The sequence below is a fragment of the Christensenella hongkongensis genome (genome assembly GCF_000981035.1).
Lineage (GTDB): Bacteria > Bacillota > Clostridia > Christensenellales > Christensenellaceae > Christensenella > Christensenella hongkongensis.
The window spans coordinates 59267-80570 of the sequence record NZ_LAYJ01000133.1; the positions used below are offsets into that span (position 1 = coordinate 59267).

24 protein-coding genes are annotated in these 21304 nt (G+C 51.1%); all 24 read left to right on the forward strand.

From position 1 onward, the window contains the following. Positions 1-1116 (forward strand): sugar ABC transporter substrate-binding protein, encoded by a 1116-nt coding sequence (locus tag CHK_RS14470; RefSeq protein ID WP_046444781.1) that lies wholly within the window; start codon positions 1-3, stop codon positions 1114-1116. A gap of 296 nt (positions 1117-1412) precedes the next feature. Further along, positions 1413-2978, forward strand: coding sequence for a sugar ABC transporter ATP-binding protein (locus tag CHK_RS14475; RefSeq protein ID WP_082103598.1), 1566 nt, complete (start codon positions 1413-1415; stop codon positions 2976-2978). Between the two features lie 20 nt (positions 2979-2998). Further along, positions 2999-3988 carry an ABC transporter permease gene (locus CHK_RS14480; RefSeq protein ID WP_046444782.1) on the forward strand — a complete coding sequence of 330 codons (990 nt, stop codon included), beginning with the start codon at positions 2999-3001 and terminating at the stop codon, positions 3986-3988. A 27-nt stretch (positions 3989-4015) separates the two neighbouring features. After that, a complete protein-coding gene (locus tag CHK_RS14485) occupies positions 4016-4996 on the forward strand; it encodes an ABC transporter permease (RefSeq protein ID WP_046444783.1) in 981 nt (326 codons plus the stop codon). A 279-nt stretch (positions 4997-5275) separates the two neighbouring features. Continuing rightward, entirely contained in the window at positions 5276-6358 is a 1083-nt protein-coding gene (locus CHK_RS14490) for a LacI family DNA-binding transcriptional regulator (RefSeq protein WP_046444784.1), read from the forward strand. Between the two features lie 211 nt (positions 6359-6569). Beyond that, the gene (locus tag CHK_RS14495) at positions 6570-7355 is read left to right on the forward strand and encodes an SDR family NAD(P)-dependent oxidoreductase (protein WP_046444785.1); all 786 of its coding nucleotides are present in this window, start codon (positions 6570-6572) and stop codon (positions 7353-7355) included. A gap of 39 nt (positions 7356-7394) precedes the next feature. Continuing rightward, on the forward strand, positions 7395-8432 hold the full coding sequence (locus CHK_RS14500; RefSeq protein ID WP_052740629.1) for a zinc-dependent alcohol dehydrogenase: 1038 nt from the start codon (positions 7395-7397) through the stop codon (positions 8430-8432). A gap of 104 nt (positions 8433-8536) precedes the next feature. Beyond that, on the forward strand, positions 8537-9316 hold the full coding sequence (locus CHK_RS14505; protein WP_046444786.1) for an MBL fold metallo-hydrolase: 780 nt from the start codon (positions 8537-8539) through the stop codon (positions 9314-9316). 28 nt (positions 9317-9344) lie between these two features. Beyond that, the gene (locus tag CHK_RS14510) at positions 9345-10277 is read left to right on the forward strand and encodes a hypothetical protein (protein ID WP_046444787.1); all 933 of its coding nucleotides are present in this window, start codon (positions 9345-9347) and stop codon (positions 10275-10277) included. A 16-nt stretch (positions 10278-10293) separates the two neighbouring features. After that, complete coding sequence (locus CHK_RS14515) at positions 10294-10809, forward strand: discoidin domain-containing protein (RefSeq protein WP_046444788.1); 516 nt, start codon at positions 10294-10296, stop codon at positions 10807-10809. Positions 10810-10823: 14 nt separating this feature from the next. After that, positions 10824-11750, forward strand: coding sequence for an ROK family protein (locus CHK_RS14520; protein ID WP_052740630.1), 927 nt, complete (start codon positions 10824-10826; stop codon positions 11748-11750). 485 nt (positions 11751-12235) lie between these two features. Then, positions 12236-12832, forward strand: a complete 597-nt coding sequence (pduL, locus tag CHK_RS14525) for a phosphate propanoyltransferase (protein ID WP_046444917.1) — start codon at positions 12236-12238, stop codon at positions 12830-12832. Beyond that, the gene (locus CHK_RS14530) at positions 12829-13506 is read left to right on the forward strand and encodes a hypothetical protein (RefSeq protein WP_046444789.1); all 678 of its coding nucleotides are present in this window, start codon (positions 12829-12831) and stop codon (positions 13504-13506) included. Before pduL ends, CHK_RS14530 begins: the two co-directional genes overlap by 4 nt. Positions 13507-13516: 10 nt before the next feature. Continuing rightward, positions 13517-13822, forward strand: a complete 306-nt coding sequence (locus CHK_RS14535) for a EutN/CcmL family microcompartment protein (protein WP_046444790.1) — start codon at positions 13517-13519, stop codon at positions 13820-13822. 134 nt (positions 13823-13956) lie between these two features. Continuing rightward, a complete protein-coding gene (locus CHK_RS14540) occupies positions 13957-15360 on the forward strand; it encodes an aldehyde dehydrogenase family protein (protein WP_046444791.1) in 1404 nt (467 codons plus the stop codon). Positions 15361-15372: 12 nt separating this feature from the next. After that, complete coding sequence (locus tag CHK_RS14545; RefSeq protein ID WP_046444792.1) at positions 15373-16689, forward strand: 4Fe-4S dicluster domain-containing protein; 1317 nt, start codon at positions 15373-15375, stop codon at positions 16687-16689. Next, the gene (locus tag CHK_RS14550; RefSeq protein ID WP_046444793.1) at positions 16686-17231 is read left to right on the forward strand and encodes a BMC domain-containing protein; all 546 of its coding nucleotides are present in this window, start codon (positions 16686-16688) and stop codon (positions 17229-17231) included. Before CHK_RS14545 ends, CHK_RS14550 begins: the two co-directional genes overlap by 4 nt. Positions 17232-17252: 21 nt before the next feature. Further along, on the forward strand, positions 17253-17555 hold the full coding sequence (locus CHK_RS14555) for a BMC domain-containing protein (protein WP_046444794.1): 303 nt from the start codon (positions 17253-17255) through the stop codon (positions 17553-17555). 9 nt (positions 17556-17564) lie between these two features. Further along, the gene (locus CHK_RS14560; protein ID WP_046444795.1) at positions 17565-17831 is read left to right on the forward strand and encodes a EutN/CcmL family microcompartment protein; all 267 of its coding nucleotides are present in this window, start codon (positions 17565-17567) and stop codon (positions 17829-17831) included. A gap of 28 nt (positions 17832-17859) precedes the next feature. Next, positions 17860-18135, forward strand: a complete 276-nt coding sequence (locus CHK_RS14565; RefSeq protein ID WP_046444796.1) for a BMC domain-containing protein — start codon at positions 17860-17862, stop codon at positions 18133-18135. A 10-nt stretch (positions 18136-18145) separates the two neighbouring features. Then, positions 18146-18433 (forward strand): EutN/CcmL family microcompartment protein, encoded by a 288-nt coding sequence (locus tag CHK_RS14570; RefSeq protein ID WP_046444797.1) that lies wholly within the window; start codon positions 18146-18148, stop codon positions 18431-18433. 14 nt (positions 18434-18447) lie between these two features. Then, positions 18448-19200 (forward strand): deoxyribose-phosphate aldolase, encoded by a 753-nt coding sequence (gene deoC, locus CHK_RS14575; RefSeq protein ID WP_052740631.1) that lies wholly within the window; start codon positions 18448-18450, stop codon positions 19198-19200. Between the two features lie 11 nt (positions 19201-19211). Beyond that, positions 19212-20201 (forward strand): sugar-binding transcriptional regulator, encoded by a 990-nt coding sequence (locus CHK_RS14580; RefSeq protein WP_046444798.1) that lies wholly within the window; start codon positions 19212-19214, stop codon positions 20199-20201. Further along, the gene (locus tag CHK_RS14585) at positions 20198-21259 is read left to right on the forward strand and encodes a galactitol-1-phosphate 5-dehydrogenase (RefSeq protein ID WP_046444799.1); all 1062 of its coding nucleotides are present in this window, start codon (positions 20198-20200) and stop codon (positions 21257-21259) included. Before CHK_RS14580 ends, CHK_RS14585 begins: the two co-directional genes overlap by 4 nt. Positions 21260-21304: the final 45 nt, after the last annotated feature.

Below are 21304 nucleotides of genomic sequence, written 5' to 3' on the forward strand. Positions count from 1 at the left end.
ATGAAGAAAATGACCAAAATGCTCTGCGTAGTAATCGCAATTATGCTGTGTGTATCCGTATTCGCAGCGTGCTCCGCCCAGCCGGCGGCATCAGAATCGCCTTCACAGGCAGCTTCTGAATCTCCGTCAGCGGAAGCATCAGCATCGGCTGAAGCATCCCAGGCATCGAGCGGCGGCAACGACATCAATCCGGCTGAATATCCGGTAGCGATTGCGATGGATTCCAAGAACCATCCTGTTCACAGAATGGTACAGCTTGGATTTTTGAAAGCTGCAAAAGAGCTGGGCTACACTGACGCACAGGTTATCGGTACGGAGGGCGCGGATGCGAACGAAGTATATACGGCCTGCGATACCTTCGCTGCCCAGGGCGGCAAGGGCCTGATGCTGTGGCGTGGTGACGACACCTGTTTCCCTACGCTCAAAAAGATGAAGGCTGCTGGCGTTAAGGTTGGCATAGCTCACTTCAAGTTTGTGCAGGATGACGGAACATTACCAGATGGCCTTGATTTTAACATGGCTTGCGATCCCGCGAAATACGGCGCTGATGTGGCGGATTTCATGGCGGAAAGACTGGAAGGAAAGACGGGAAAAATTGCTGTAACACAGAACACAAAGAACGCGACGGAAAATGCTGCTGCAGAAGCATTCACAGCACGCATGAAGGAACTGAACCTGGATGGGATCACGGTTCTCGACGCTGAGCTCGAGGGCTCTGACGCAACGCAGGCTGCAAATGTAAACGCGGCGATCATCCAGAAGAATCCCGACCTCGTAGGCGCGTTCTCCACAACGGGCGGCGGTGCTGCTTCCTGGTCCACAGCGGCCCAGAAAGCTGGAAAATCCGACGACGACCTGGTGTTGGTTGCAATGGACATCACAGAAGAGAACCTTGGCTACCTCAACGACGGCAAAATCGACGGAATCGTATATCAGCCGCTCTATGAAGAAGCTTTCCAGACGATGGAAAACCTCGACAAGCTGTTCCGCGGTGAAGAAGTACCTGTATGGACAGACCTTGAAGCTCCAATCGTGTATGTTGGCGGTAGTGGTGCATCCGATCCGGCAACCTATCAGAGCTATATCGACGAAGTAAAAACATGGTTTGAACAGTAATACGGCCGCGAACGGGAAAAAGAGGAAAATAAACGCTTATGGCAATTTGTCAAAAGACCAGTTACAAACTTTTGATATAAATTGCAGATGCAAGCGATTTATCGTAAGTATTGCATAAACTGCATTCAGTAAAATCGCTGCAGGATCAAAAAAGAGGGGGGACGGCATGTCCCCCCAAAAATAAAAGATATACCAGGGGATACCGCTTCCCGCCGCAGGGAGGGTGCGGCAGGAAGCAAAATCAGAAATCATTATACATAGTAACCCTGCATTGTCGAGCAAGTTTTTGTGGCTTTATGAGTAACTATAAGGAAGTGAGAATGATCATGGGAGAATACATACTCGAAGCGATTAATATAACCAAAAAATTTCCGGGCGTAATCGCAAACGATAATGTGTGTTTAAATACAAAAAAAGGTGAAATTCTTGGACTGATCGGTGAGAACGGTGCGGGAAAATCAACCATTTTAAAAATATTAAACGGCATTTACCCAAGCGGTAGCTACACGGGCACGCTTAAGATAAACGGCGAAGTGGTGGAGCCGAAAAGCCCGCAGGACGCGATTGACTTGGGAATCGGTTTTGTACCGCAGGAAATCAATGTGCTCAATAATTTCAGCGTTGCTGAAAATATCTATATGAGTGATCTTGGGCTTGGGAACAAGAACGCGAAAACGGTTAATTTCAAGGAACTCTTCAACAGGGCAAGCGAATTACTCAGCAGCAATAAAATTAACCTTGATCCCCGGGCAGATGTAAGAAAACTTTCTATCGGCCAGCAGCAGATGCTGATGATCGCAAGAGCGCTTTCCAGCCAGCCCAAAATACTGATTCTGGACGAGCCGACCACCTCTCTTTCCGCAGCGGACGTGGAAAGCCTGTTTGAAGTGGTAAGGCACCTGAAAGAAAAGGGAACGAGCGTTATTTTCGTAACGCACAAGCTTGCGGAAATTCTGGAGCTTACAGACCGCGTCACAATCCTGCGCGACGGCAAGAATATCAGCAGCTTTGAAAAGGCGGAATACCAGACCGAAAAAATTATCGCGGATATGATCGGACGTAAAATGGACAACATGTATCCGGCAAGAAACGCAAAGATAGGGGATGTCGTGCTGGAGGTAAACGGCCTTACAGTGCCACATCCGCATATTTTGGGCAGGAACCTCATTGAAGACATATCCTTTAAAGTCCGTGCGGGCCAGGTTGTCGGCCTTGCAGGACTTGTCGGCGCCGGGCGCACAGAAGTTGTTTCCGCAATTTACGGCATGTTCCAGCCGAGCGCCGGTACGATTACGATGAACGGCAAGCCCGTCAAAATACGCAATACAACGGACGCAGTAAATCAGGGAATTGCCCTTGCAAGCGAGGACCGCAAAAAATACGGCCTCAATTTTGTGTGGGATATCAAAAAGAATATCGCAGTTTCCAACCTGGACGCAATTTCTACCGCAGGGATATTTATATCCGGGCAAAAGGAAGATAAGCGTTCGCGGCGCTACTTTGACGAAATGCACATCAAAGCACCGTCGCTGAAAACAAAGGTCGGTACGCTTTCCGGCGGTAACCAGCAGAAGGTCGTAATTGCCCGCTGCCTCAACGCAGAGCCAAAGCTGATCATTCTGGACGAGCCTACAAAAGGAATCGACGTTGGTTCTAAAAATGAAATCTACCAGCTCATCAACCAGCTTGCCGAAGAGGGCAACGCGGTGTTGATGATTTCGTCGGAGCTGCCCGAGCTGATGGCTATGAGCGACCACTTCATTGTTATGGCGGAAGGAAGGGTTGTCGGAGAGCTTAAGAAGGGTGAAGCCACAGACTCCAGGATTATGGAAATGGCTGTATCGACGTTTAAGGAATTTTAGCTCAGGTAAGGAGTCATACTATGGAAAAAGGATTAAATACCCGCAAATCGGGAAAAGCGTCAAAAATATTTTTAAGCCCGGCGTTTAGCATTGCGATACCGATTATCATTATTTGTATTGTAACCGGTATTTCTAAACCAAGCTTTGCATCGCTGGGAAATGTTCAGGCAATACTCACCACCTGTATCTTCATCGGTACGGCGGCCCTTGGGCAAAGCGTCGTCATGATGAGCGGTGAAATCGACCTTTCCGTCGGTTGCGCCGCGGGCTTCAATGGCATTATGTTTGGTGCTGCGGCAGTCTGGTGGGGCTTGAATCCGTTCTTATGCGTTCTGATCGGCCTTGCAGCCGGCGCGTTCGTCGGGTTCATCAATGGACTTTTGGTTGCAAAGCTTGGCATGGTGAACTTTATCGCAACGCTCGCAACCATGTTTATTACGCAGGGCGTCGGACTGACGATCTCGCAGGGAACGCCTATCGGTCCGCTGCCGGATTTCTGGATCGACGTTGCGATTGCAAAACCGCTTGGGCTTTCCATTATGTTCTTCATCTTTATCGCAATCTATATTGGCTTGTTCATATTGATGCGTTGCACGAAAACAGGAACAAAAATACTCGCCGTGGGCGGTAATAAAAACGCGGCCCTGATGGCGGGCATCAACGTCACAAAAGTAAAATGGGGCGTGTATATCCTTTCAGGCGTACTTGCAGCGGTATCCGGTATTTTCTCGGCGATCACAATGAGCGCGGCTTCGGCTGAGACCGGCATCGGAATGGAATTCAGGACGATTACGGCATGCGCGATCGGCGGAATCAGCTTTGCAGGCGGCAAAGGATCGATGGTCGGCCTTCTGATCGGTATTTTATTTATCAATGTGCTCAACAATGCGCTTCAGGCTCTTGCCGTTGAGTCGAATGTCCAGATGGTTATTATCGGTATCATTCTGATCGCAGCGGTGCTTGTTGAAATCGTACGCGACAAAATGGAAGCAAAAAGTGTTGCGGAATAAGCGCTACTGGGGATAGGAGTGAATGATATGGAAAAACAATTAACAATCAAGAAAGAATCACTGTGGTCAAGAATCGTTCACACGGACGAGTTCGGCGTTGTAATTCCGCTGGTGGCCCTGATTATTATAACAGGAATTATCAATCCGGATTTTATGACGGTGAGCAATTTCACCACAATACTGAAAAACGCACCGTTCCAGGGGATTTGCGCGCTGGGTATTATGTTCGTGCTGATCACCGGAAAGGTGGATATCTCGGTTGGACGTGTCGCGGGCTTTGCGGGAATGATTTTCCCCTTCTGCATGATGCGCCTTGGGATGCACTGGGCTCCGGCTCTGATTATCGCTCTTGCGGTAGGCGCGGGCTTCGGGCTTCTGAACGGACTTTTGATCGTAAAGGTCGGCATGCCGGACTTCGTTGCGACGATCGGTACGCTCTACATTGCCGGGGGGCTTCGTTTCCTGCTTACGGCGGGGTATCCGCTGACAGACCTGCCTTATGACCTTGGCGCGTGGGGAGACCAGGTGGTGCTTGGCGTCTCATGGCCATTCTGGATTATGATAGGACTCTTTATAGTAGCGGCCTTTGTGTTGAAAAAGACGCTTTGGGGCCGGCACCTGCTGGCAACGGGCGACAGCCAGGAGGTTGCGGCGCTGGCAGGTATCAAGACGGTAAAGGTACGCATGACGGCGCATGTTATTTGTAGCGTGCTCGCAGCGGTTGCAGGCGTTTTGCTTACGATCGACGCGAACAACGGGCTACCGCAAAGTGGCGATGGCTGGGAATTCCGTGCGATTGCGGCATGTGCGGTTGGCGGCGTCAGCCTTGCCGGCGGCAAGGGCTCCGCGATCGGCGCGCTCATCGGCGTGGTGCTGTTGTACGTCCTGGAAAATGCGCTCGTAATGATCGGCATTCCGTCTACCATGCAAAAGGCGGTAAACGGCGCGGTTCTGGCAGGCGCGGTATTATTCGATATGTATAAACAAAACAGGAAAATCAAAGCTTAACGTTGAAAAATCAATCGCTATGATTTGTTAACAGCATATTAACAAATCATAGCGCACGATGTGCGTATAAAAAATGTTTGCTGCATGGCAGTTTCCTGCAAAGATTGCTTGCACAATCATTTGAGAAACAGCAATAAGAGATCGAAAAATCCTGTTGAGTATATTGAAAGGGCATGGATTTATGGTATGATGAATAATATCACCATACCTACATTTTGGAAGAAATGAAAGCGGGTGGTGAAAGACGTAAGAAGCAAATGCGAAGGGCGGGGACGATTCATGATGTTGCAGACAAAGGTTACGATTTACGATGTGGCCAAGGAATTGGGTATATCCACGGCAACGGTAAACAGGGCGCTTGGTGGAAAAGCAAATGTGAGCGACAAGACAAGAAAGCTCGTGGTTGAAACTGCTGAGAAGATGGGATATCGGCCCAGCAAAACAGCGTCGTCCCTGAAGAGGAATCCGAAAAAAATAGCGGTATTGCTGCCTGTAACGGTACACGGCTTTGTAGCCGAGGTGGCGCGGGGCGCGAGGAAAGCCTTTGAAGACCTGTTCGACTACGGAGTTTATGGCGAAATTATTGAAATGGTAGGCGAAGAAACAGATGCCTTTCTCGAACGCCTTTACGAAATAGGGCAGAGCGATTACGATGGAGTCGTGATCCTGCCGAACTCTGACGAGGCGGCGGTGACACGGGTTGTGAAGGAGCTTTCGGTAAATCCAAAGCAAATTTACGCGACCGTAACGTCGGATCTTACAGGCTCAGGCAGGATATTGTCGGTGCAGAACAACGGTAAAGTCGCCGGTAAGATGGCGGCGGAGCTGATTGGGTATATGATGCCGGATAAAACGCGTCCGGTAGCCCTCGTGACAGGGCAGGTAAGCTCGCTCGTCCACAGGAAAACGGTGGAGGGCTTCGTATCGGACATCGATAAGTACGGCCTGGGGTTTGCCGGGGTATACGAGCATCACGACGTGTTGCAGAATGCGTACGATTTGGTGGAAGTAATCCTGAAAGCCCATCCGGACTTGGGAGCGATTTATTTCAGCTCGGCGAACTCGGTAACGTTCTGTAACCGTCTTAAGGAGCTGGGACACGGACACGACATGACAATCGTGGCTTCCGACGTCTTTCCGGATATCGTAAACCTGATGGACGAAGGCGTTATCAATGCCACCATCTTCCAGAACCCGTTTTTACAGGGGAGGCTGGCTGTGCGCTATTTGTACGAATATATGGTAGAAGGCAGACGGTTTGAAGAAGACATCGTGCTGCTCGATCCGCAAATCGTACTCAGAAGCAACCTGTCGCTGTTTTCCGAAATTCTGGAACAGATGAAAGACGACATTATCCTCTAGTACTTCCTTAAAAGCATTTGCAGCATTACAATTATCATTCAAACAAATCATTCGATTTCAATGGAAAAACTGAACAGGCCCTGTTGCACGTACTGCTTGTGTAAAAGGGCCTTATCTGCAAAAGGGCTGTGTCCGTCCGCCGTACAGGTGTGAACAGGAATCATGGCTTAATAAACGCAGGCGTCTTTCGCGATGCCTGGAAGGAGTATGTATGAATATTGATTTAACAGGAAAGACTGCGGTCGTAACGGGTGGTTCCGGAGCGATCGGCGGCGCAATGTGCGAATATTATATAAAGTCCGGCGCCCAGGTGGCGGTTGTGGATGTAAATGCCGAACGCGGCGAAGAATTTGTACAAACGCTCAGGGATATGGGCGGCGACGCAAAATTTTTCCAGGGAGATGTTTCTGGTAAGGAGAGCATGGAAAAAATGTGCGCGGACGTGCTTGGCACATTTGGCAAAATAGATATCCTGGTAAATAACGCAGGCGTGAACGTCGGACCGGAGGGACGCGTGCCGATTCAGGAGTTTGCCGAAAAGGACTGGAACCGGATCATTAATATCGATCTTTCAGGCGTGTATTATTGCTCCGGGCCAATTATCCGGCATATGGCGGAACGTAAATACGGAAGGATTATCAATGTTGCATCTATTGTTGGATTGGTGCCGCTCCGCTACCAGTGCGCATTTGCTGCGGCAAAGGCGGGCGTTGTAAACCTGACGAAGGCAATGGCAATCGAGCTTGCGCCCGATGGGATCCTTGTGAATGGGATATGCCCGGGTTCCGTTATGTTTGAAGGGACAAGGGCGCTCTTCTATGCCGATAAGGAAAAGGCGGACCGCATGATGTCGCATATTCCTCTTGGAAGGCCGGGCGAACCGCACGAGATCGCAGGTTCCACGATTTTCCTTTCTTCAGATGAAATGACATATATGACGGGAAATATTCTCACGGTTGACGGTGGTTGGACTTGCGGCTTCGCAAGAGATTTTTAAGAAAGACATTTGCATACAACAGATTGAGAGGTAACTTGAATGAAGGCATTTATAGCAAAAGAACCTGGTGTAACGGAATTTGTGGAAGTTGACAAGCCGAAACTGGGACCAAAAGACATCTTGGCAAAGGTCGCTTATGCGGGAATATGCGCCACGGACATAGCCCTGATCACAGGAGATACAACATTTGTGAGAGAGGGTATGGCAAAATATCCTATCAGGATAGGGCATGAATGGTCAGGAGAAATCGTGGAGGTGGGCAGCGAGGTAAAAACGCTTAAGCCCGGCGACCATGTGATCGCAGAGAACGGGGTTCCATGTTTTGACTGCCCTACCTGCTGGAGCGGCGATTTTGCGCATTGCCCGAATGGAAAGAGCGTTGGAACGATTAACACCTACGACGGATGCTTTGCGGAATACATGAAAATGCCTGAACGAAGCACCTATAAGCTTGACGATTCCATAGATCTTGAGGAGGCGGCGCTCATAGAGCCCGCATCCATCGCAATGGCGGGAATCATCAAAAGCGGCGTAGGCTTTGGCGATATCGTTATGATGATTGGAACAGGGCCGATTGGGCTTACGGGCGTAGGGCTTTTAAAAGCAATCGGATGCACGGTAATCCTGGTTGGCAGACGGGATTCCAAGCTTGAGATCGGCAGGCAGATGGGTGCGGATTACCTTTTGAATTCCGCAACGCAGGACATCGCCGAAGAGCTTAAGAAAATCACGCCGACAGGACGTGTGTGCGCGGTGTTTGAATCCTCCGGAAATATCCAGATGTTCAAAGACACAGCCAATTTTGTCAAAAGCGGCGGAAACGTGATCATCCTGGGATTTTTCGAGCAGAATTTGAATGATTTCAACATCGATAAATTTGTCGTAAACGACGTAAACCTGTTGGGTGTTGCGGGAACCGGCGGAAGTATGCAGGGCATCATACAGCTGTTGAGAAACAAGCAGGTTTCATTCAGGCCTCTTATTTCGGCGGTTTATGATTTTGACGATGCGCAGGAAGCGGTTGAACGCGTCATTAAAAATGATGGCGACAGGATTAAAGTTCTGCTGAAATTTTAACCGAACGACAAGGGAAATTCCTCCAGGCAGGGCGTAACCGTCCTGCTTTTTCCCTGCATAAAGGGAAGCCTTTTGCAGGGGGTAACGATAAGGCGGGTGTGACAATGAGATTTTCAGAGAAAATAAAAAATTTGAAGGTAGAACCGGGCAGCGTGTGCGTCGTATGGATCGGACAGGCGGGGTTCCTCCTCAAAACGGCAGGCGGAAAAACGATAGTGATCGATCCGTACCTTACGGATTATGTGTATAAGCTGTTCCGTGAAGAGGAAGGGCTTGCGTTTAAGAGGTTGTCCGTGCCGCTTTTTGAACCGGATGAAATTGAGCCGGATTACCTGCTGATTTCCCATGAGCATGGAGACCACCTCGATATGGAAGCGCTGCCGTTTTTTCTTGGAAACGGAAAAACGCAATGCTATGCAAACCGCGTATGTATTGAAGAAGCGGAAAAAGCGGGGATCAAAACGGACGGTATCCATTGCATTGAAAAAAACAAGAGCTACGACCTGGGTGAATTTAAACTGAAAACGCTGGACTGCGATCATGGCGAGCTATCGCCGGAGGCGCTCGGTCTTTTGCTGGATTTTGGTTTTACGAAGGTATATTATTCGGGCGACACTTCCTACAGCCTTGCACGGCTACAGGGTGCGGTTGCCCTGCGCCCGGAGGTAGCGCTTTTGCCAATCAACGGTGCGTTTGGGAACCTTGACGCGAAAGAGGCGGCTCAGTTTGCAGCCGACCTTCATGCGCGCGTATGTATTCCCCACCATTTCTGGACGTTTCCCAAGCACCTTGGAAATCCGATTGAAGCGCTCGATACCTTCCCGGAATATGCGCCGGATTGCAGGCTTGATATGGTTACGCCCGGGGATATCTGCATTTACTGAGGAACGTGACCGGAAAGGATGAAACGCTATGCCCTGTTATGAAGGAAGCTATAAAGACCAGCGTGCGGTTGTTTTAAAAAATGGAATGCTGGAAGTGCGTTTTTTGCCGGACACAGGGGCAAACCTCGCTTACCTTTCGGACGGACGGCGCCAGTTTATGGTTCAGCGCCCGGAGGGAAGCTACCGCCGGGTGCCTTTCGACGGCAGCTATGTAGACGGCGAATGCTGCGGGATGGACGATATGTTTCCAACCATCGACGTTTGCTACTGCGAAAATTTTCCGTGGCAGGGAACGAAGCTCGCGGATCACGGCGAGGTGTGGAACCTTGCCTGCGATACAAAAATAGAAGGAGAAAGCGCTACGTTCAAAATGAACGGCGTACGCTTGCCGTACCTGTTTGAAAAACGCGTAAGCCTGGTTCGCGAAAACTGCCTGCGGATCGATTACAAGGCGACGAACCTGAGCGCGTTTGATATGGATTTTTTGTGGGCGGGCCACACAATGCTTGTCAGCGAGCCGGGGCTGAGGCTTTTTGTTCCTGGTGACTGCAGGACTGGAATCGCCGTGTTTTCGAGCAAAGGGGAAATCGGCGCGTACGGAGATGCGTTTTCTTATCCTGTTTTCACTACAAAGGATGGCAAACAAAGGGATATGAGCGTCATGGGCGAACCGGAAAACGAGTCGGAGAAGTTTTATTTTAAAAACAAACTAAAGGATGGCTGGTGTGCAATTAAGTATCCTGACGGGACAAAGCTCACGATGAGATTCCCGGCAGACCGGATTCCTTATCTGGGAATTTTGCAGAACAGGGGAGGGTTCCGTGACATTTACAACATATTTCTGGAGCCGTGCAGCGCGCCCTTTGACAGGCCGGATGTTGCGCGGATACGGGGACAGCAAAGCGTGCTATATGCAAATACGTCCCTTACATGGTATGTAGAAATGGAAATCGAATCATAATAAGGAGGACAGACAAATGAAGGAAATGCTGCCGGTAGGCGTTAGACGCGACGGCTCTTATTATACGAAGGTGGTGTGGGCGAGCCATACGGAAAAGGATCCGACCTTTTGGGTGTGCAACGCCATCAGCGACGACAACGAAAGGAATGGAGGTACGTGGGCCACAAATACCATGGGCCCCGCGAACCTGGTGATTGATTTCTGGGGGGAAACGCAGAAAATATCAACGATCAAGCTGTTCCGCAATGTTGGGGTTACAATCAGCATTCTAAAGGAGCTGGCAAAGGATATCAATATCTATGTTTCAAACGACGACGCGGATAAAAAGCTGCGCCGCGAAGGGGATGATATCGAATCTGTAAACTGGAAGCTGATTGCACAGGTGGAAACGGAAGAGGCGGAAGGCTGGCAGGCGGTGGAGCTCGCAGAGCCCGTGGAAGCAAGGTTTGTACGCGTGGAGCTTGTGCGAAACCATGGAACCACGCCGGACATTCCGTGGACGGAAATCAACCAAATCAAACTCTATCCATGACAGGCGGAACCGGAATGAAGAAAAATATTGGAATCGACATCGGCGGGACAAAGGTACTGATGGGTGTGGTAGACGAGCAGGGAACCGTCCACGCGGAAAAAAAGATAGCGATGGAACCGGCAAAACCACCCAAAGAAATGATTGGTGAAATCGCCCGGGCGCTAAAAAAGATGCTTGAGGACGCTGGAATCAGGCTCGGGGAAATCGGCTTTATCGGCGCGGGAGTTCCGGGCACGACTAACACAAAAACAGGGATTGTGGAATACTGCCCCAATATCAGCTGGGTGGACGTACCCGCGGGAGAATATTTCAGGCAGGCGCTGGGGCGCGAGGTGCTTTTGTCACAGGATTCATGGCTGGCTGCCCTGGGGGAATCGCTGTTCGGAGCGGGAAAAAATTATGACAGCATTGCCTGCATTACGCTTGGAACGGGTATTGGCTGCGGTCTCATCTATGACCGCAAGATTTTTGGCGGAGGACTTGGAACGGCGGGAGAGCTTGGACATACTGTTTTTGTGCCGGGCGGAAGGGACTGCCCGTGCGGACGGCAGGGGTGTCTGGAGCGCTACAGCTCCGGAACGGGAATCCTGCTTGAAGCAAAGGAGCGTTATCCGGATGCGTTTTCCGGTGTGAAGCGTACAGAAGATGTGTTTGAGCTTGCCTACGGGGGAAACGAACCGGCAAAGGAAGTGATAGCGGACTGCGTGGATAAGCTGGCATTTGGTATCGCCGCACTTGTGAATCTCGTTGCGCCGCAGGCAGTCGTTATCAGCGGGGGATTGTGCGTTCACGAAGAGCTTGTGGTAGCGCCGCTCGAGCGCGAGGTATACCGGCAGGGATATGTGGCCTGGACGCGGAAAAAACAATTCAGGATACTGCCGGCAGAGCTTGGAAGCAGGGCACCGATGATCGGCGCATCGGCATTATACCGCGGAATCTGAAACCACTGGAGTTTGGGGGCGTCGGGTTTGAAAGAAACGAATACGGCAAAAAACGAGGATATTCTGGCAGGGTGTGGAGAAGTTTTCACCGCTTTTGCAGGATATCCTTTTTTTACAAAAATGAAATAAGTTTGTTAGAATTTTCGCAAGCTGTGAAATAAATTTCATGGGGAAAAGAGAAATAAAATGTCGTTTTGAAATAAATTTCATAATTTGAATTTTTGTGCAAAATCGGTTGACTTTCAACCTCCAATGACTTATTTTGGTAGTAGACAACAAAGGGTTTGACAGAAAAAATCAAGGAAGTAAACATTCAAACTCTTATGCAAAGATAACGATCCTGAAAAGCAAACAGATATGAAAAGAGGAGCGCCGGAAGATAGAATTGACGTGCAGGCTTGTTTCGTATTGCCTTTTTCAGGAAAAGGGGCGGGGGAAATCACTTGAACCAGCAGGAATTGGGGCAAAAGATACGTGCAGAGGTACTGGAAGCGGTAAAGGAAAAAACGGGAAAACGCTATGTCCCGGCTGCCGCGTCAAACAGGCATGTGCATCTTTGCCAAAAAGATATCGATACCCTTTTTGGGGAAGGCTACCAGCTTACGCCGGTAAAGCCGCTTTCCCAGCCAAACCAGTTTGCGGGCAAAGAGACGCTCACGCTTGTGGGCCCAAAGGGAAAAATTGAAAAAATACGTGTTTTGGGGCCGGCAAGGAAGGAAACACAGGTGGAAATCTCCATCACGGATTCCTTCAAGCTTGGCATAAAGCCGGAGATCCGCATGTCAGGAGACACCGCGGGAACGCCGGGAGGCACGCTCGTAAGCGAGCGCGCGAGCGTAGAGCTCGCGCAGGGCGTAATGGTGTCCGCAAGGCACCTGCATTTGTCCGGACAGCAGGCGGCTGCGTTTGGCCTTCGCGACGGGCAAACCGTTTCGCTGCGGTCTCAGGGGCAGCGTGCGGTTGTTTTTGAAAACGTACTGGTACGCAGCGGCGACGCGCATGAAATGGAGGTTCACCTCGATGTGGACGAAGCAAATGCCGCAGGGCTGAAAAATGGAGACATTCTGGAAATTATAGAATGAGCAGAGAAGAGCTAAACGCACTGATCAATCGAATAACACAAGAGGTATTATACCGGTTAAAGGAATTGGAACCGGCTGACGAGAACGTATCGGGGACGGTTGTGATTGTTTCCTCCTTTATCCCGTCCCCGAAAACAGCGCTTGAAACCATCCATACCCGTTATGGAAAGGACGCGCAGTTTATCACGTTCGGAACGTCGTTCACACCCATTGGGAGCCGTGTACTGAACGCGGAAGAACAGGAGAAGGACAGCATCCTTGAAAGGGTTGCCGGCAGTGCGAATATAGTGCTGATGACGCCGAAGGTGGGGCTGCTATCCAATATCGCGCTGGGCAATGACGACGGGTTTATCGAGCATCTTGTTATGAGGTCGCTGCTGTGGGGCAGGAAGGTCAGCGTGCTTCTGGATTTCAAGCCGCCGCGTTTCAAACGAAACACCTTCTTTGAAAAGATCGTTACGGTGATTGAAACGCTTGGCGATATGGGCGTGGAGGTGCTGAGCTATCAATGCGCAGTGGCAAAGGATGGCGAGCGCCTGACGCTGGTAACGGAAAACGAAGTGGTAGCGGCATACAAAACAAAGGAAAAGCAGGTGCTGTGCGCTGCTGATGCGATCATCACGCCATCGGCAAAGGACAAGGCAAAGGAACTGGGCGTAGACTTAAATTATTAGGAGCTAAACAATGCAGATTGCAAGAGTAAAAGGAACGGTGGTCAGCACCAATAAATCAGATAAGCTTACGGGGCTGAAGCTGCTGATCGTAAAACCGATCGATATTGAAACCTTTGAGGAAAAGGGCAGCCTGATGGTGGCAATTGACGCCGTAGGCGCAGGCGAAGGGGAAATCGTGATGTGCGTGGGCGGCAGCTCGTCGCGGCAGACGGCGATTACTGACGGCAAGCCGGTAGACCAGTCCATCGTGGCGATCATCGATTCTGTGGATGTGGACGGTAAAAGGGTGTTTGAGAAGTTTGCAGCCTTTGAATGAAGGATCGGGACAGCAATGCAGGCTGCATGCTGCGTCAGCAAAAGAATTTCAACAAATATTTTGTCTCATTCTTTTGTAACTACGCTATAACGAAAAAAATAAACAGTTTGAACAAAGAAACCGAGGGATGAAAAATGGGGCTCAGTGAACAGCAAATCAAACAAATCGTAGAAGAAACAGTAAGGAATATCGGCACGGGAACAGCCGGGGCCGCCTGCAGCGGAAGCTGGATGTGCGACGATGCGAACGATGCTGTGGAAAACGCAAAACGCGCGCAAAAGCAGCTTATGACCATGACGCTCGAGCAGCGTGGAAGGCTTGTTTCGGCAATGCGCGAGGCGGCGCTTGCAAATTCTGTAAAGCTTGCGGAAATGGCGCATGAAGAAACCGGGTACGGCAGCGTAGAGCATAAAATTATGAAAAACGAGCTTGCGGCGAAAAAAACGCCGGGCATCGAAGACCTGCACACGCAGGCGTTCAGCGGAGACGACGGGCTTACAATCGTGGAACAGGCGCCGTTTGGGGTAATCGGCTCCATCACGCCCTCCACCAATCCGACCTCAACGGTCATCAATAATTCAATCAGCATGGTAGCGGCGGGAAACGCCGTTGTATATAACCCGCATCCGGCGGCAAAACGGGCATCGCAGGAAGCGATGCGGATTCTGAACGAGGCGATCGTATCGGCTGGCGGCCCTGCGACGCTCATTACGACGGTGAAGGAGCCTACCCTCGAAAGCGGGCAGGTGATCATGAACCACAGGGATATCAAAATGCTTTCGATCACAGGCGGCGAGGCTGTTGTGGCAGTGGCGATGAAGACCGGTAAAAAGGTCGTTGCCGCAGGCCCGGGGAATCCTCCGGTCATCGTGGACGATACGGCGGTGATTCCCAAGGCGGCTAAGGATATCGTAGACGGCGCGAGCTTTGACAATAACGTGCTGTGCGTCGCCGAAAAAGAGGTGTTCGCGTTTGATAACATCACGGACCAGCTGATGAGCGAAATGGAGAAAAACGGCGCATACCGCGTAAGCGGCGAGGACATTAACAAGATTGTGAACACAGTGCTTGTTTTGAAGGACGGGCATTATGTAATCAACCGGAAATTTGTAGGAAGGGACGCAACCTACATCATGCAGGAGTCCGGCGTATCCTATACCGGCAATCCGCGGCTCGTGATTGCCGAGGTGAGCGCAAACCATCCGTTTGTCACGGTGGAGATGCTGATGCCGGTGCTGGGCGTGGTACGGGTAAGGAATATTGACGAGGCTGTGGACGAGGCGTTCCGTGCGGAGCGCGGATGCCAGCATTCGGCGCTCATCCATTCAACCAATATCCGCAATATGTCCAAGGCCGCATCAACAATGAATACGACAATCTTTGTAAAAAATGCGCCCTCCTATTCGGGACTTGGATTCGGCGGAGAGGGTTATGCGACGCTTACGATTGCGACGCCGACGGGCGAAGGGCTGACAAGCGCAAAGACCTTTACCCGCGCAAGAAGATGTGTGTTAAAAGGCGATCTGCGGATCATTTGAGGATAACAGGAAATGGATATTGCAGGTAAAATCCGCGAAGCCGGCATCGTAGGTGCGGGTGGGGCGGGATTTCCGACTCATGTAAAAGTAAATTGTAAGGCGGAATATGTGATCGCAAACGGCGCGGAGTGCGAGCCGCTTTTGCGGGTAGACCAGCAGGTGATGCAGTATTATGCGGACGGCGTGGTCGAAGGGTTGCTTGCCGTCATGGAGCAGACCGGCGCAAAGAAGGGCGTGATCGCTCTCAAGGATCACTATAAGGATGCAATCGCGGCGCTTGAAAAAGCGATACAGGGCGCGGACGACGTGGAGCTGCACATCATGAACAGCTATTATCCCGCAGGAGACGAACAGCAGATCGTCTACGAAGTGACGGGGCGCGTGGTTCCGACCGGCGGATTGCCGCTGGATGTGGGAGCTGTGGTGTGCAATGTGAGCACATTGACAGAGATCGCGCGGGCGCTGGAAGGCAAAACCGTCACAGATAAGTTTGTAACCGTGGGCGGAGCGGTAAAAAATCCGCGCACGCTGAAGGTTCCAATCGGTATTTCAGGACTGGAGCTGATTGAAGCGGCAGGCGGCACGACAGATGACTGCGTATACGTTATTGGCGGGCCGTGTATGGGCAGGATGAGCGATACAGCGGATGTTCCGGTCACAAAGACGACCGGCGGGCTGCTCGCAATTCCCAAAAACCATCCGCTGGTACAGAAAAAGGACGACTGCATGAATGTGCAGGTGATACAGGCAGTTTGCTGCCAGTGCTCCATGTGCACGCAGATGTGTCCGAGGAATGCGTTGGGGCTCAACGTAGCGCCGCATAAGGCGATGCGTGCGGTGGCCAACGGGGTAGACCTCATCGGGAACAGCATGAATGGAATCTTTTCCTGCTGCGACTGCGGGATATGCACCTATTACGCGTGCAACTTCGGCCTGAAGCCCTCCAAAATAATGCAGCGCTTCAAGGCGCAGCTGATGAATGCGGGGGTAAAACCCAAAAAAGAAGTATTCACCACGGTTGATACGTGCTTTGATACCAAAAAGCTTCCGGTGTCGCGCATTATATCGCGGCTGGGCATCGAGGAGTTCGACGTGCCGGCGCCGATGCAGCAATCGAGGCTTAGGACGGATGTGGTGAGGATTCCGCTCAAAATGCACGTAGGCGCGCCGGCAGTTCCGGTGGTAAGCGAAGGGCAGCAGGTAAAGCGGGGAATGATGATCGCGGACATCAGGGAAAAGGCCCTGGGGGCAAAAATACATGCGAGCATCACAGGAACGGTTACGAAGGTCACGGACGACTGGATCGAGATAAGGGGAACCAAAGCATGAACTCACTGGGAATGGTAGAAATCGTAAGCGTACCGGCAGGAATCGAGGCCGGGGATACCATGCTCAAAGCGGCTTCCGTAGAGCTGGTAACGGCACAGCCGGTCTGTGCGGGAAAATATATTGTGATCGTGACGGGAGACGTTGCGGCGGTGAAGGCAAGCGTGAAGGCGGGCGCAAAGTCCGCAGGGGCAATGCTTATCGACAGCGTCATCATCTCCGGCATACACGAGCAGGTACCGCGGGCAATCAACGCCTGCAGCGAAATCGGCAAAGTAAGCGCGGTGGGTGTGATGGAAACATTTTCATTGTGCGCGGCGGTCATCACGGCAGACGCGGCGGTGAAGGCAGCGGACATCGACCTCATCGAAATAAGGCTTGGGCGCGGGCTTGGCGGGAAATCGTTTATTACGATGACAGGCGAAGTGGCGGCGGTGAAAGCCGCTGTAGACGCGGCGAAAGCCATTAAACAGGCTCAGGGACTGATGTCGGGGAGCGTAGTAATACCCTCGCCGCATCCTGATATAATCAAATCGCTAATATAAAATCTGGGAGGATAAATAGCAATGTCAAAAGAAGCACTCGGAATGGTAGAAACAAAAGGACTCATCGGTGCAATCGAGGCGGCTGACGCAATGGTAAAGGCTGCAAACGTAACGCTCATCGGGAAACAGCAGATCGGATCGGGACTCGTAACGGTTATGGTTCGCGGCGACGTAGGAGCGGTGAAGGCATCCGTAGACGCGGGGGCTGCAGCTGCAAAGCGCGTAGGCGACCTCTATGGAGTACATGTCATTCCAAGCCCGCACGGCGATGTGGAATCGATCCTGCCTACAGTTGCAAAAACAACGGTTACACCGGGAAAGTAAGCAGAACGAATGTATACGGGCGAAGTGGTTGGCTGCGTCGTAGCGACGGTCAAGGAAGAAAATCTGAATAATATCCCGCTTTTGGTCGTAAGGCTCATAGAGAACGGGAAAAAGACGAAGATGATCGTGGCGGCGGATGCAACCAGGCAGGCCGGCCGGGGAGACTTTGTATATCTGATCGGATCCAAGGAGGCCGCGCGTATGTTCCGCAAGCAATATACGCCTGCGGACGCGGCAATCGTGGGATTCATTGATCAATATAGGGAACAACTATAAATCACTAAAAAATGCGAGGTTAAACAAAATGGAAAAACAGGCTTTAGGAATGGTAGAAACAAAGGGATTGATCGGCTCTATCGAAGCGGCTGACGCAATGGTAAAAGCGGCTGACGTAATGCTGATCGGCAAGGAGCAGATCGGATCCGGACTCGTTACGGTCATGGTTCGCGGCGACGTTGGCGCAGTGAAGGCTGCTGTGGATGCAGGCGCTGCGGCTGCAAAGCGCGTGGGCGACCTGTATGGCGTACACGTAATTCCGAGCCCGCATAACGACGTGGAAATGATCCTGCCGAAAAAATAAGGGGACCCGCATGAGAATTGCAAGGGTTGTAGGGAATGTTGTTTCCACCATCAAGGATGAGTCGTATTACGGCTACAAATTGATGATTATCGAATATCTGGATGAAAACGGGGAGCCGGACGGCAACCGCCTGATTGCGTTTGACGCGGGGCAGGCGGGCGTTGGGGACACCGTTCTGGTTAATGTTGACGGCGGGGCTGCAAATATGCTGCTCGACAAAGACATTATCGCGGATGTTACGATATGCGGGGTTCTGGACAGCTTCACCTACGACGGCAAGACGACAAGGCTCAACTGATAAGGGTAAAGGGCATGGATATAGACAAAATTATAAAAGAGGTCATGGAACAGGTTCATGCGCAAAGCACGGCGAGCGCCGTGATTACGGATATGTGCTGCGATGCGTTTGAGGTTCCCTCAAGGCTCGAGCATTCCCTGCTGAACCCCGACGTGTGCGTGGACAAGATACGCGAGGAATGCTTAAGTGCGCGCAGATACTGCGTGGCGGCGGTTTGCGTCGCGCCGTATTATGTATCGGAGGCGGCGGACTCTTTGCGGGGTTCGAGCGTAAAGGTATGCGCGGCGATTGGTTTTCCGCATGGGGCGATGTCTGCTGCCGCAAAGGCGGCTGAAGCGCGCGAGTGCATCAAAAACGGCGCGCAGGAGCTTGACGTTGCGATGAATATCCTCGCGGTAAAGTCCGGCAGGATGTCGGATGCGCGCAGGGATTTGGAGGAGATCGTTTCGGTCGCGCAGGGCAAGGCGCAGGTAAAGGCTGTTTTTGAACACTGCGTGTATACGGACGACGAAAAGGTTTCGGTGCTTAACATGGCGCGGTCGTGCGGCGTGGATTTTGTGAAAATACAAAATGTGCTGAGCGGCAAGGGCGCGGACGTGGAAGACATCCGGTTCGCGAAGGAAATACTTGGGAACAACGTAAAAATCAAAATAGACGGCGGTGTAAAAACGCTGGAAAAGGCACAGGAACTGATCTGTGCCGGAGCAGACAGAATCGGTCTCACAGCTACGGTCAAAATAGCACAGGAAGCATTGGGCGCAAAATAGGAGCGAAAGCAGTGGCAAAAGATATCGAGAACAACGAGCTGAACCTGATGATCAGCGTGGTCAAAAAGTATTACGAGCTGGGAATGAACCAGGAGCAGATCGCCAAAGAGGAATTTATTTCAAAATCGTCCGTATGCCGCCTGATCAAAAAAGCGGTGGACAACGGTTATGTGAAATTCCAGATCAATTATCCGGTCGAATCCGTCAAAACGCTGGAAAATGAATTCCACAGGATGTTCGACCTGGATAAGGTATTCATTACGCCTACCTATACGGAAGACGCGGATATCAGGCTTAAGGATACCTGTAAATCCGTAGCGGGCGATATCTGTAAAATCGTAAAGCCTGACGATATTATCGGCGTTACATGGGGAACCACGATGGAGCAGCTCGCAAATACGATCATGACCATACCGAACACCAAAAAATGTTCCAAGGTTGTTCTGATAAACGGTTCTGTGGCGGGCGATATCAGCTCCACAAAATCAAGCCAGATCGTAGAGCAGTTCTCGCAGTTTTTTTCGGCGCAGGGGTTTTTGCTCCCGGTTCCGCTGGTAGTGGACAACAAACGTATCGCTCAGGCAATCCAGATGGATTCCCATGTGAAGTACGTAATGGATTTGGCGCATGAATCGCAGCTGGCGATTGTAAGCGTGGGCGCGGTTTCCTATGAATCGGTGCTGCGGACGAGAAGCGCATATTCCAAAGAGGATTTTGACGAAATTATGGCGCTTGGCGCGGTGGGCGATATTGCCGGAAGATGTTTTGATATCAATGGCAAACAGGTCAGCAAACCGGTGATAGACCGAACGATTGGCCTGAAAACAGAGGACATCAAAAGTAAAAAAGTCCGCATTGGCGTAGCGGTGGGCGAAAAAAAGGTAAAGGCCATCATCGGCGCGCTGCGCGGAGGTATTATCAACAGATTTTATACGGATGAGATTACAGCGCAGGAAGTCATCAAGGTCTTTAAAAACATACAAAGAGAGGAAAAGCAATGAAAGCGGTTAGAATGTATAAACCCGGCGACCTGAGGGTGGAAGACGTACCAAAGCCGGTACCTACGGACGACGAGGTTTTATTAAAAGTTATGGCGTGCGGCGTGTGCGGTTCGGATATCCCGCGCGTACTGACCTATGGGGCACATATCGCGCCTCTCACGATCGGACATGAATTTTCCGCGGAAGTGGAAGAAGTAGGAAAAAATATCAAAAATTTCAAGGTGGGCGACAGAGTAACGGTTCCGCCGCTGATGCCCTGCCATAAGTGCGAATGGTGCGAAAAGGGAATTTATTCCCTGTGTGAAGATTACGATTATTTCGGTTCCAGAAGGGACGGCGCAATGGCTGAATACGTGTGCTCTCCTGAAGAGAACCTGATGAAGCTGCCGGATAACGTGGATTATCTGGACGCAGCGACGACAGATCCGTGCGCAAATGCGATTCATGGACTGACGCGCGGCAATATCCAGGAAGGCGATACCGTATGTATTTACGGTGCGGGGCCGATCGGATTGTTTGCCATCCAGTGCGCGAAGGTGTTTGGCGCTGATAAGGTGATCGCCGTAGACCTCGGTGCGGAAAAGCTTGCGGTTGCAAAAGAATGCGGCGCGGATTATATCATCGACTCCAAAGAGCAGGATGCGGTGGAAGAGATCAAAAAGATTACGGACGGCGAGATGGCTGACGTGGTTGTAGATTTTACAGGCGCTCCGCCGGCACAGCTTAACGCGATCAATTCAGCTGGAAAAATGGGCCGGGTTGTATTCGTGGGAATTTCCCATAAGGGCCTCAACCTTGGGGATAAGGAAGTGGACAACATCATGAGGGGGCAGATTTCCCTGATTGGTTCGTGGAACTCCTTTACAGATCCGTTCCCGGGCTACGACTGGACGGAATCCTTAAAGCTGTTTGAAGAAGGCAAAATTACGGCAAAACCGATGCTCAGCCATAAGCTTCCGCTTGACGACGCACCGGCGATTTTCCAGAAAATCAAAGAAGGCGGGTTCTTCTTCAATAAGATTTTGTTCCTGCCGCACGGCGAAAATTTTGACAAATAAATAATAAAACCGGATCAGATAAAGAAAGAACGAAGCGCCGGCGCG